We start from the raw sequence: 12,189 nt of genomic DNA, 5'->3' as shown, positions 1-12,189 counted from the left end.
CCAGCGGCACATGAAGATAGCTGTGCTGGCGCCGGTAGCGTGGCGCACTCCGCCACGCCACTATGGCCCATGGGAACAAATGGCCTCCAACCTCACTGAGGGACTTGCCGCAAAGGGAGTAGACGTTACCCTGTTTGCCACAGGAGATTCGCTTACCAAAGGTCGGCTTGAAGCTGTGGTACCTGCAGGATATGAAGAAGACCGGGAAACAGATGCAAAAGTGGCCGAATGCCTGCACATTAGCAACCTGATGGAGCAGGCTTCTGGGTTTGATCTGATCCATAATCATTTCGACTTCCTTCCCCTCACCTATTCGGGACTGATTAAGACGCCGCTCATCACGACGATCCATGGTTTCTCTTCGGAAAAGATCATTCCGGTGTACCAGAAGTATAACAGCAAAGGACATTATGTATCGATCAGCAATTCTGACCGGCATTCTTCGCTGCATTACCTGGCTACGGTGTATAACGGCCTGCAGTCGGAACAGTTTACCTTCCGGCCCGATCCGGATGAGTATCTGCTGTTCTTCGGACGTATTCATCCTGATAAGGGCACGGCCGAGGCGATTGAGATTGCGCGCAAAAGCGGTCGACAACTCATCATCGCGGGCATTGTTCAGGATGCGGGGTATTTTAAGGATAAGGTGGAACCGCAGCTCGACGATCAGATCGTTTTTATCGGTTCGGCCGGCCCGGAAAAGCGGAATGAACTGCTCGGCCATGCGGCTGCCCTGTTGCACCCTATAAACTTCGATGAGCCATTTGGACTCAGCGTAGCGGAGGCCATGTTTTGCGGAACGCCCGTTGTGGCCTTTAACCGGGGCTCTATGCCTGAGCTGATTCGCGACAGGGAGACCGGCTTCCTGGTACGGGATGCAGATGAGGCCGGGGCATGTATTGCCGACTTATCGCGAATCGACAGACAGGCTTGCCGCGACTGGGCTATGGACAATTTCTCGCAACAAAAAATGGTAGAAGACTATATCGCCCTCTACCATCAGATTCTTTAAATTTTATAAGCTTTCCCTGCCCGTATTATAATGCGGAGTGCTTTAACTTTTCGAGCAGCACGTCGAGTTTAACACCGGCAAATGATGAGCAGTAATCGGACAATCCGTAAGGGATGATCAATTCACCGTTGTGGATGATCGCCCCGCAGGAATATAATACGTTGGGTACATAGCCCTCACGCTCGTCATTGTTAGGAATAACCAAAGGCTCACGGAGGCGCCCGATTTCGATAGACGGATCGTTCAGGTCGAACAGACTTGCACCCAGACAATAGCGGCGCATTGGTCCGACGCCATGCGTAATCACAAGCCAGCCGGCTTCCGTTTCTATAGGCGAACCGCAGTTACCGATCTGGATAAATTCCCAGGAGAACTTAGGTTCCTGCAGTTTAACCGGGTTGTCCCACACAGTGAGCTTGTCGGAATACATGAGATAATTATTGCAGCCGTCGATACGCGACATCATAACATATTTACCATTGATCTTCCTCGGAAACAGTGCCAGGTTCTTGTTCTGCGCACCTACACCGTGCAGGGGACTGATCTTAAAATCGTAAAAGTCGGTCGTTTGCAGCAGCTTAGGCATAATCATCGCCCCGTCGAACGCCGTATAAGTGGCGTAGTAAATCACGGAACCATCATCCTTGATAAAGCGCACAAAGCGAGCATCTTCTATACCTTTGCGCTCAAATTCGGAGATCGGGAAGATGACACGGTCTGAGATATCGGTATCCCTTGAGAAGCTGATCTCATGATAGGTGTCCGACAGCCACAGGATCTTGTCGTATTCGAGCTTACGAACATCATTTTCATTCAGGTTCTTACCATCGAGGATAATCTTCCTAAGCGTGGCATAATCAAACTTGTCTTCCAGCTTCTGCCCTACCTCATCGAGTATTTCAATATCAATCTTGGAGTCGGCCGCCTTTTTAAGGAATAGCCGCTTATTGTAGACGGCATTTTTGATGACCTCCGCTTCGTCGATATAATTGCCCGCAGGGATCACCGTAATGTTGTGATTGCGGTCGATAAGCGCACGGCGGAAGATCACAGAAGAGATGTGCCCTTCCCCAACGGCACGGAAACTGATGATTACACGCTTTTCACCATCTACCAGGTCCGACTGATCGGGATCCTCCACCACAGAAGGGTTAAAGAAAGCGGCCGATTCGATCGAATATTCGTGCGTAAAATAGGAACCGAGAAGCAGCTTGCGGTCTTTGTCGATATCATCAAAATCGAAACCCGCCTCCGCAATAGCGTTCTTGACCCGCTTGCAGTGCCTGGTAAGGATCTTGGTAATGTTTCTATGCCGCTTGGAATACTCCTGGAGCAGGGGCGATATAAGCCCGAACACTTCCTGGTCGGTAAGCTGCATGACGCGTTTAACAACATCTATTGCACGTTCCTGTCCGTTAAAAAAGAACCGGGCAATAACGCGTTTGGGATCTGGATATACTTTTACTGGTTTACGTTCAATTTGAATTCTCATAGGGTATAAACGAATATGCTAACGTTTTTGTTCTATCTCCCGGTCCATCTCTGTAATATTCACCTGGCCGGCCGACGAGAAATCGCCTATCAGGTATTTGTTGAAATGATCGGCAAGTTTCCAGAAGGTATATTCGGTAAGATCGCCGAAGGCATGGCGCTGTCCGGGTACGATCACAAACTCAAAACGCTTGCCAGCCTTCATCAAAGCATTGGCTACCCTGATGGTATTGGCAGGGTGTACGTTATTGTCTATATCGCCGGTCATGAGCAGCAGGTGGCCCTTCAGGTTTTTGGCCAGGTCAGGGTTTTTGTCGATGCTGTATTTGAAGGTAGTATCGCCCTTGGCCGTAACAACCTCAGTGACGCCATGATGCTTTTCGCTCCACCATCTGTTATAAATACTGTTGTCGTGATTGCCCGCATTGGATACCGCAGCCTTGAAGAAGTCGGGGTACACCAGCATGGCGGCGGTAGACATGAACCCGCCTCCGGAATGCCCGGTAATGCCCACCCGAGTGCCGTCAATGAATTTATGGCGGTCGGCCAACTGCTCAACAGCCGCTTTCTTATCGGCCAAACCATAATCCCTCAGGTTGCCGTAGCCATAGGTGTGGTAACGCTTAGACCTGGCCGGGTTACCTCCCCTGTTGCCCACCGTGATCACGATATACCCAAACTGCGCAAGGCGGTCGGTACGATCCATACTCTTGCTGAATGACTTGTTCACAGCCTCGGTCTGCGGACCCGGGTATACATATTCAATGATGGGATATTTCTTATTCGGATCGAAATCGAAGGGCTTGTACATTACCCCGTATATATCCGTGATGCCGTCGTCGGCCTTCACTTTAAACGGCTCGGGAAACTTGTAACCCGTCTGCATCAGCAGGGATAGGTCGGCCGTTTCCAGGTCCATGATGCGGCGACCGTTATTGTCCATCAGGACGGTCTTAGGCACGGTATTGACCCTCGAGAAATTGTTGACGAAGAACCTGTTGCTATCGTCCATACTTACCGCATGATCGAAATCGCCCGGGTTAAGCAGTTTCATGCCTGAGCCATCGAAATTGATGCGGTACAGGTGGTAGTAGTAAGGGTCTTCGTTGGGTTCGCGACCGTTGGCCATGAAGTAAAGCACACGGTTTTTCTCATCGATATTGACGATGCTCTCGCAATGGAAAGCGCCTTTGGTGATCTGGTTTTTAAGTTTTCCGTTCCCGTCGTACAGGTAGAAATGCGCCCAGCCGTCGCGCTCCGACCAGTGGATGACTTCATTACCGCCGTTTACAAGACCCGGGCGGTTCACTTCCACATAGGTGTTAAACCGTTCTTCGATTAGCGGGGTTACGGTGCCTGTGTTGATGTCGACCGTGCAGATGTCGATCCGCTTCAAATCACGGCTTGTTCTTGAAAAGTAGATCTTCCTGTTTGTTCCCAGCCAGAGCGAAGGGCGAAACTCATTGTCGCGGTCCTTATTGAGCAAAGGCGCGCTCCAAACGCTTACGCTCTGATCCTTGAAGGCAGCAGTGTTCAGCATTTTACCGGTTTTGGCTGCAAAGTCGAACAACCAGATCTCATCTCTTGGTGCTTCGGCCTCGCCCGGCATCTGGTATTTGTAGGTTTCTAAGGTTGGCCTGCCTGGGGCAACGTTATTAATGACCCAAAGATCTTTTACCTTGCGGGAATCTGTGCGGTTCATCACAAAGTATTTGGCGTCGGGCGACCACAGCACGTAGGCCCTGCGGCGCTTCTTGTCGTTCTTTACAACCTCCTCGTTATTCTCGCCGTCGCCGTTACTGCCGTAGGAGTAAAATTTCAAACCGTCTTTGGTCAGCTGATGCTCCACAATGGTGCTGTCGTCTTCATTTTTAACTGCCTTTTTGTAGTTCTCCTTATCCATCCAGTAGAGGTTGTAGTTGCGGGTGAAGATAATCGCAGAAGAATCCGGCGCTACAGATCCCCAGGAGGGTTTTGCCTTAGGCTTGGTGTAATTGGGTATTTCGGTCAGCCTAGCAGTGGCGATATCGTAATTGAAATAGAAGATTTTCTTCTGCATGGAGTCGGCCGCCTTTTTATCTTTCCGGTCCTTTTTCAACTCATCAATGGTGCTCCTTACCTCAAAGCTGATCTGCTTCTCGTCTTCCGAGAACTTCAGGTTCTCCAGCGGGAGGTGCAGGGCATCAAACGGGTCGCGAATGATCGCAGTGATCTCGGCGGCCAGTTTGGCATTATCGAACAGTTTCTGCTTTCTGCGAGCTGCCGGGTCTACAATGTACCAGTGCTTGCCCGACGGTGTTTCGTACTCGTACCAGAAGCGCGTGCTCCGCTTCAACCAATGTGGGTCTACAGCGGTAGAATACACAAGTTTGCGGAGTTTGTTGGGTGAAAAACGGGAAGCAAGCTGGTAATTTGCCTTTGGAGCGGGTGCCTCCGTTTCGGTGATCGTAAAGGTTTTGGTTTGTGCGGCGGCAGTAAAGCCTATGCTCATACCCATTAAAATGAGCAGGTAGGATTTCTTCATTTGTTTAGTAAAAATTGATTGACTAAATTATCGAATATTACATTTCAAGCTAATCTTTATTTGTAATAAAAATGATAGTTTTGCGCGTAAACAATCATCGATGAAACACAAACTTTTAATGCTGCTTGCGGCAACTGCAATCTTAACTGCGGGGTGCCAGTCTAAATCTCAAACCAGCTCCGGGGCCACTCAGGAACAGACCGCTGAAGGGGAAGCAAAACAAGATTCTGTTGCGACGCCATCTGGTACAGATAAGCCGAACGCAGCCAATATTGATATAGAAAAAATTAAGGTTGCAGACCCGGCGACCATCCTGGCGCGCAAACAGGTGCCCATTTTATGTTACCACCAGGTACGTAACTGGCGGCCTACCGACGGCAAGGTTGGAAAGGATTATATCGTTGAGGTGCAGAACTTCAAAGATCAGATCAAGATGCTGGCCGACAGCGGGTACCAGTCTATCCTTCCCGATCAGTTGTATGCCTACCTGAATACTGGTGCGCCCCTGCCTGAAAAGCCGATCATGTTTACGTTTGATGATACCGACCTGGATCAGTTTACCGTGGCTGCACCAACACTAAAGAAATATGGCTTTAAGGCGGTGTATTTCATCATGACGGTTACCATAGGCAAGAAAGGGAAGTTTGTGCACTATATGGACAGCGATCAGATCAAACAATTGTCGGACGAGGGCAATGTGATCGGCAGCCATACCTACGACCATAAGAACTTCAAGAAATATGCGGGTAAGGACTGGGAGGAACAGTTGGACAAGCCAACCAAGCGCCTGGAAGAGATCACCGGCAAGAAAATTTACACCTTCGCCTATCCTTTCGGACTGTGGAATGCGGAAGGTATTCCGGAGCTGAAGAAACGTGGATTTAAGATGGCTTTCTCACTGGCTGATAAACGCGACCAGAAGGATCCGTTGTTCACCATCAGAAGGATCATCGCCAGCGGTTACTGGAGCCCTAAAACCCTGCACAACAGCATTAAGAACAGCTTTTAATTTCGTAGCTTCTGCCATTGAAAGCCAGGTGATCGCCTGGCTTTTTTTGCATCAGCGCGGCGCCAATGGGCGATACCGGTGACACGGCGAAGATGCTATGCCCCGCAGCGTTAAGCTGACCTGCACTGATGCTGATGTAAAACAGACCGTTACTGGTTTCTACCAAACTGCCATGCCTGACGGCCTCTGCTGCAGCCGGGCCCGGCGTTAGCGACGAAAGGATGCGCTGCTGTTCTTCTGCATCCATAAGCAGGCGCTTGTTGCGGTCAATTTCCTGCTGCATCATTTCGCGGCTGGTCTCATATTTATCGCCCGCGCTGCTCTTGGTATCGTCGTTGCTCGATTCACGGGCCTGGTTAAGCGCCGTTCGCGCAGTTTCGATCCTTTGCGCAACGAAATTCAGGCAGGCCTGATAAGCCGCTTGCTTTATGATCTCTGCCTGGTCCATTATTCCTCCACCCATGTGATTTTGTCGGCCATCGGTCTGCGCGCGGCTGTCCTTTCCGGTTCGTTATGATAGCCCAGGTAAAACAGACCGTAACACTTCTCATCGGTACCGAGGCTGAGGAAATCCCGCAGTTGTTCGATGGTGCCCGGCGAACTCCAATACCCCCCTACTTTCAGGGCTTCGGCGGTAAGCGCCATATTTTGTACCGCACAGGCAAGCGCTGCCAGCTCTTCCCACTCAGGTACTTTATCGGAATGCAGCTGCAGGTTGAGCGCGATGATGGCACTGGCCTGGTCTGCCTTCTCGGTGATGCTGTCGTACTTTTTCTGCAGAAACTGGTGTGCAGGTGTGGTTTCACGATAAAGCCGGGCCATCTCTTCGCCCAGACGGGCTTTCCCTTCTTTGCGGTAAACGGTGAACCGCCAGGGCTCTGTAAGTTTGTGTGTTGGCGCGTAATTGGCGCTTTCCAGGATCTGTTGAATTACCTCTGCGGGTACTTCTTCCCTGGTATAACTCACCGGAAAAATGCTTCTGCGACGTCTGATCACGTCGGAAACAACTTCTATTTCAGTTTTCATATGATCTTCTTTAGTTGGAGCCTCACTTGTTTGGCCCTTGCAAAGAACGCTATACTTTCGATGTCGGTCAAATAGTCTATTGTTTCCATAAGGTCATCTTTGATCCAGCGATAGCGTGGCGCCAGGTTGGCCAGCGCCTGCATGCAGTGTACTTTACTGGCAACGAGCACTTCCGGCGTAACGAACCTTGTGAAAAGCACATCGATGACGGGTTCAAAGTCGGTCGCTTCTACCAGCTCCAGGTAAAGAGGGTGTGCATTTTTGGCGGTCAGAAGCGCCACCATCTTGGTGTAATGCCGCATGGCGGAATGGTTTTGCTGCTCCGCAAGGTGTTCAAGCAGGGTTTTAACATGCGGGGCAAAGCGTTCAGGCTCATGGACCATGAGGTATTCCAGCATCCATGCCGCCCGAAAAGCAATCTCTTTCCGCTTGTGAAAACTGATGTCGAAGAGGTCTGGGATACTCACCTCCTGATCTTTGAGTACCGCCGTACAATGGGCCACCAAATGGGTCTTGTCGGCCGTATCCAGTAATGCTATTAAACTCTGCCTGTCCAAATCGGGAAACCTTAGACCCAAACTTAGTTATAAAATATGATTACCTTTGCAGCTTATTTTTTCAGCAATATGATTTCAGTATCCAATTTATCCCTCCGCTACGGAAAGCGAACTTTATTTGAAGATGTTAACGTTAAGTTTACCCAGGGCAACTGTTACGGCGTTATCGGTGCTAACGGTGCGGGTAAGTCGACCTTCCTGAAGATCCTTTCGGGCGAGGTAAGTCCGACTACCGGAAGCGTAGCCTTTACTCCCGGCGAACGTATGGCTGTATTGAAGCAGAACCACTACGAGTTTGATGAGTATCCGGTGATCGAAACCGTGATGATGGGCCATAAGGAACTGTACGACATCATGAAAGAAAAGGATGCGATCTATCTGAAAGAAGATTTTACCGACAAGGATGGCGAGCGCGCAGGCGAACTGGAGAACAGGTTTGCCGAGATGGACGGATGGAACATGGAGAGCAACGCGGCAACGATGCTGAGCAACCTGGGTATTAAGGAAGAACATCATTATAAGCAGTTAAAGGAACTTGATGGTAACCAGAAAGTGCGTGTGCTCCTGGCCCAGGCGCTATTTGGCGATCCGGATATCCTTTTGCTGGATGAGCCGACCAACGACCTTGACATTGAAACGATTGCATGGCTGGAAAACTTCCTAGCCGACTACCAGAATATCGTGCTTGTAGTATCGCACGACAGGCACTTCCTGGATGCGGTATGTACGCATATTGTGGATATCGATTTCAGCAAACTGAACATCTATTCGGGTAACTACAGCTTCTGGTATGAATCCAGTCAGCTTGCCCTGAAACAGCGCAGCGACCAGAACAAGAAACTGGAAGAAAAAGTAAAAGAACTTCAGGAGTTTATTCAGCGGTTCAGTGCGAATGCTTCTAAATCGCGGCAGGCGACTTCCCGTAAAAAGGCGCTGGATAAGATCGATATTTCAGAGATCAAGGCTTCGAGCCGTAAGTACCCGGCTATCCTGTTCAACAACACAGGCCGTGAGGCAGGTGATCAGATATTGCAGGTAGAAAAACTTTCCTGCACACTGAACGGCGAAGTGATGTTTAAGGATGTGACCTTCATGGTGAACAAGGGCGACAAGATCGCGATCCTGTCGCAAAACAGCCTGGCAACGACTGCTTTCTACAACGTACTTACCGGTCGCGAGCCCAACTACAGCGGGGAGTTTAAGTTTGGCGTTACCATCAACGTGGCCGACATCCCGAACGATAACTCACAGTACTTTGAAGGCAAGGATGAAAACCTGGTGGATTGGCTGCGTGAGTACTCTGGTACCGATCAGGATGAACAGTTTGTACGCAGTTTCCTTGGCCGGATGCTTTTCTCTGGCGAGGAGGTGCTGAAAAACGTGAAAGTACTTTCAGGAGGCGAGAAAATGCGCTGCATGTTCTCCCAGATGATGCTGAAGCAGGCCAACCTGCTGCTGTTTGATGAGCCGACCAACCACCTCGACCTGGAGTCGATCACGGCGCTGAACAATGGCATGAAAGACTTCCGTGGAACGATCCTGTTTACTTCCCGAGATCATGCACTTACGGAGTCGGTAGCTACACGCATAATTGAGATTACTCCAAAGGGAACGATCGACAAAATGATGTCTTACGACGAATACATCAGCAGCGAAGCGATAGCTGAACAACGCAGACAGATGTACAGCTAAGCTTAGGAGTTTGCTTATATAAGAAAGCGGGACATCTTTCAGGTGTCCCGCTTTTTTATTAATAACGCAGTGGCTTTGGGATCTAGTCGTGATCGTGACCATCTTCTTCTACAGGATGGCACTCGAACTTAAGGTCCAGATCGTTTGCGCCGGCAAATTTGGTTGCAAAGTTCGGATCGTTCCAATTGGCCGCCGTGATATTCGCCTTAACACCAGGGTTAAGATGACGAAGTACATAACGGAACACAAAAGATTTATCGGTGTGACTGTTTACCGTAAGGTATCCCGTTACCCCAACATTTAGATTTGGCTCGTGGTCTTTCCGGTCGCCGTATACATACGTAAACACACCTTCCGGCGCGCCTAATATGAAGGCCTGGTGAATATCCGGCTTATCCAGGAATTCCTGCTGCGTCTCCCTGCCTGCAAAGTCGTACGCTTTCAAGGTAACCTTATATGTAGCGCCTTCATGCAAATGAAGATGGGTTCCTACTGGCGGCAAACCGTTTGCATCGAAAGATATGGTTTCTTCCTCAGCGCCTGCGATCTCATTGTAGTGAAAATGATCGTCATGCGCTTCCCTTTCCACCTCCACAAAGGTTAGTTCCGCTTTACCGATCTCCTCTTCCGGGATCTCCGGCTTAGGATCTTTTTTACATGCCTGGAAAGAAATTGCAACGAGCGCAACCATTGCTGCTAATGTGTATTGACGTAACTTGTTCATAATATTGTTTTTAATAAGTAATTGATTCAATGTTTTGTTCTTTAAAATTTATACCCGATTCTCAGGGTAATGTTCCTGCCCATATCGTGGGTATAGTAACGATACCGGTTCATGTAATCTTTGTAAAGCGTGTTGAACAGATTCTCCGCACTTAGATGGATCCCCAATTCCTGCGCTCCCAGTTTGAAGACTGAACCCGCGCTGGCTTCAAACAAATGATAAGCAGCAGGCGGAGCGGCAAAGTCGCTTCCGGGCTCATAGCGCCTCTGGCGGTCCACAAAGGTATGTCCGATCTCAATATAAGGCTCCTGCAGCCTGCCGGTCGCCGGCTCAAAACGCAGCGACTGCGTTAACCTTCCCGAGGGGATATACGGCAGATAGCTGTCATTGCTCTGGTCTCTTGCATTCACTAAGGAAGCGTTCAACTGATAGCTGAGCTGTGGAAAAAACTGGTAGGTTCCCGAAAGATCGGCGCCCACAAAAGTTGCGTTTGTTTGACCGTACCTGAATATAGGATAAGTGCCGCTGACGGTCTGACGGAAACTGCCATCGGGACGGGAATAAATATAGTTCCGGATGTACTGGGCATACAGGTCGAGATTAAAATTCAGCTTCCCGCTGAAATGCCTGATGCCCGTTACCCACTTATATCCCTGCTCCGACTGTATATCTGCATCGCCGATTTCATAGATGCCCGCGCCATGGTGGAGGCCAGCGCTAAAGAGCTCATTGGCCGTTGGTGCCCTCCAGGCAAGCCCGGCATTGCTGCCCAGGTGCCAGGAGTTGCTGATCTTCCAGAGTGCCCCTACTGATCCGGTGACATTATGAAACTGGCTCAGTCCACCGTAATACTCTTCCTCCACCTCACCGTCTGGTCCGCCATAAGTATACCTGAAACCGGCCGCATCAAAACGCTTGTAGTCGTATCGCAGCCCGGCCTCCAGCTCATACCCGGGCCTCACCAATCGTTGTATGGCAAATAAGCCGCCGGTAAAGCTATCATAATTGGGAATAAAGGTATTGGCAAGTGTGCCCGGGATATTCGTATTTACCTGCGCAAGGCCGTTGAAGCCAAGGATACGGCGACTGCCGGTTTCTGATGCTTTTGTTTCCAGTACCGCATCAAAGGAATGGGTATTCAGCACCAGATCGGTAATCGGCAATGCTTCCCGGTTTCCTCTTCTAAAATCAAACTCCTGACGGGCGTTACGCTGAAATCCATAAGTAAGGTCGAGCGTATGCGTCTTACTCAGGTCATAATGCGCCTTGACTTTCAGCAGGTCGTGACCGATGTCCTGGCGCGGGGCCGAGATATCGTAGGTAAAATCATACAACTGCTGTGGTCTGCCTGCAGCAATACGGCCTTCAATATCGGCTACAGTACTTGCATGCGCCGCATAGAGGATGCCGAGGTCGGTGCTGAAACGGCTGTAATACAGCTCATACATGGAGTTGGCCGCACTGTAGCCCAGCGCCGCGGAAAAGTTATACTCCCTGACACCGGTATTGCCCATGATGTACTCGGCCGTACGCATGTTACCTGCCCGCTTTAATGTGCCCTGAAGCCGCCATCCAAAGCCTGGAAGACTCGCCAGTCCGCCTGATAGCATACCTGATGCTGTGCCCGACCGGCCGTTGGAAGCCCCGATAAGATCGGCATTACCCTGCAGGACATTGGATACGGGCAATGCCGGAGGGTCAACCAATACAACGCCTCCGATGGCCTCTGCGCCATAACGCACAGACTCTGCACCTTTGATCACATGGATCCGCTCCGCGATCAGCGGATCAATTTCGGGCGCATGTTCTGAACCCCATTGCTGACCTTCAAGCCTGATCCCGTTGTTGAGGATAAGGATCCGGTTGCTGTGCAATCCGTGAATAACCGGCTTGGATACCGTAGAGCCGCTTTTAAGCATGCTAACGCCGGCCACTTCCTTGAGTACCGTAGCAAGCGTACCTCCTTTGGTCTCCTCGAGCTTTTTGCCCGACAGGCTATTGGAAATGCTGGTACTGCTCACGGGGTTCTGCTGACCTTTGATGTGCACCTCGTGCAGGCGTACCGTGGTATCGCGTTCCTGCCCATAGAGCGTGGCAACGCATAATATAGTGGTGGTAATTGTAACAATTAGCCCTTTTAACATCCTGATGTTG

10 protein-coding genes are annotated in these 12,189 nt (G+C 50.2%); 3 read left to right on the top strand and 7 right to left on the bottom strand.

What is annotated here, in order from left to right; genetic code table 11:
• Window positions 1-10: 10 nt before the first annotated feature.
• Window positions 11-1,012 (top strand): glycosyltransferase family 4 protein, encoded by a 1,002-nt coding sequence (locus J3P40_RS07890; RefSeq protein WP_256004373.1) that lies wholly within the window; start codon window positions 11-13, stop codon window positions 1,010-1,012.
• Window positions 1,013-1,037: 25 nt separating this feature from the next.
• Here the strand turns inward: J3P40_RS07890 and J3P40_RS07885 are convergent, their stop codons facing one another.
• Together J3P40_RS07885 and J3P40_RS07880 are read right to left on the bottom strand one after the other, a co-directional pair.
• The gene (locus J3P40_RS07885) at window positions 1,038-2,504 is read right to left on the bottom strand and encodes a glycoside hydrolase family 130 protein (RefSeq protein ID WP_256004372.1); all 1,467 of its coding nucleotides are present in this window, start codon (window positions 2,502-2,504) and stop codon (window positions 1,038-1,040) included.
• Window positions 2,505-2,522: 18 nt separating this feature from the next.
• Entirely contained in the window at window positions 2,523-5,027 is a 2,505-nt protein-coding gene (locus tag J3P40_RS07880) for a S9 family peptidase (protein ID WP_256004371.1), read from the bottom strand.
• 100 nt (window positions 5,028-5,127) lie between these two features.
• Here J3P40_RS07880 and J3P40_RS07875 point away from each other — a divergent pair, with 100 nt between their 5' ends.
• Window positions 5,128-6,036, top strand: coding sequence for a polysaccharide deacetylase family protein (locus J3P40_RS07875; protein ID WP_256004370.1), 909 nt, complete (start codon window positions 5,128-5,130; stop codon window positions 6,034-6,036).
• Here the strand turns inward: J3P40_RS07875 and J3P40_RS07870 are convergent.
• From J3P40_RS07870 to J3P40_RS07860, 3 genes are read right to left on the bottom strand one after another with little or no spacing between them, the layout of a single operon-like run.
• Window positions 6,020-6,499 (bottom strand): GreA/GreB family elongation factor, encoded by a 480-nt coding sequence (locus J3P40_RS07870; protein ID WP_256004367.1) that lies wholly within the window; start codon window positions 6,497-6,499, stop codon window positions 6,020-6,022. The genes J3P40_RS07875 and J3P40_RS07870 overlap by 17 nt on opposite strands.
• Window positions 6,484-7,062, bottom strand: a complete 579-nt coding sequence (locus J3P40_RS07865) for a nitroreductase family protein (protein ID WP_256004364.1) — start codon at window positions 7,060-7,062, stop codon at window positions 6,484-6,486. Before J3P40_RS07865 ends, J3P40_RS07870 begins: the two co-directional genes overlap by 16 nt.
• Entirely contained in the window at window positions 7,059-7,619 is a 561-nt protein-coding gene (locus tag J3P40_RS07860) for a HEAT-like fold family protein (protein ID WP_256004362.1), read from the bottom strand. Before J3P40_RS07860 ends, J3P40_RS07865 begins: the two co-directional genes overlap by 4 nt.
• 69 nt (window positions 7,620-7,688) lie before the next feature.
• Here J3P40_RS07860 and J3P40_RS07855 point away from each other — a divergent pair, with 69 nt between their 5' ends.
• Window positions 7,689-9,311 (top strand): ABC-F family ATP-binding cassette domain-containing protein, encoded by a 1,623-nt coding sequence (locus J3P40_RS07855; RefSeq protein WP_256007061.1) that lies wholly within the window; start codon window positions 7,689-7,691, stop codon window positions 9,309-9,311.
• An 82-nt stretch (window positions 9,312-9,393) separates the two neighbouring features.
• On the opposite strand, the gene J3P40_RS07850 is transcribed toward J3P40_RS07855, so the two are convergent.
• Both J3P40_RS07850 and J3P40_RS07845 read right to left on the bottom strand, forming a co-directional pair.
• Window positions 9,394-10,035 carry a hypothetical protein gene (locus J3P40_RS07850; RefSeq protein WP_256004360.1) on the bottom strand — a complete coding sequence of 214 codons (642 nt, stop codon included), beginning with the start codon at window positions 10,033-10,035 and terminating at the stop codon, window positions 9,394-9,396.
• Window positions 10,036-10,076: 41 nt separating this feature from the next.
• Entirely contained in the window at window positions 10,077-12,179 is a 2,103-nt protein-coding gene (locus J3P40_RS07845) for a TonB-dependent receptor (protein ID WP_256004357.1), read from the bottom strand.
• Window positions 12,180-12,189 lie beyond the last annotated feature (10 nt).

This window comes from Pedobacter deserti, assembly GCF_024436415.1.
GTDB classification, from domain to species: domain Bacteria; phylum Bacteroidota; class Bacteroidia; order Sphingobacteriales; family Sphingobacteriaceae; genus Pedobacter; species Pedobacter faecalis.
Note: the sequence above shows the minus strand (reverse complement) of the source record. Positions and strands in the feature narration are given on the sequence as shown.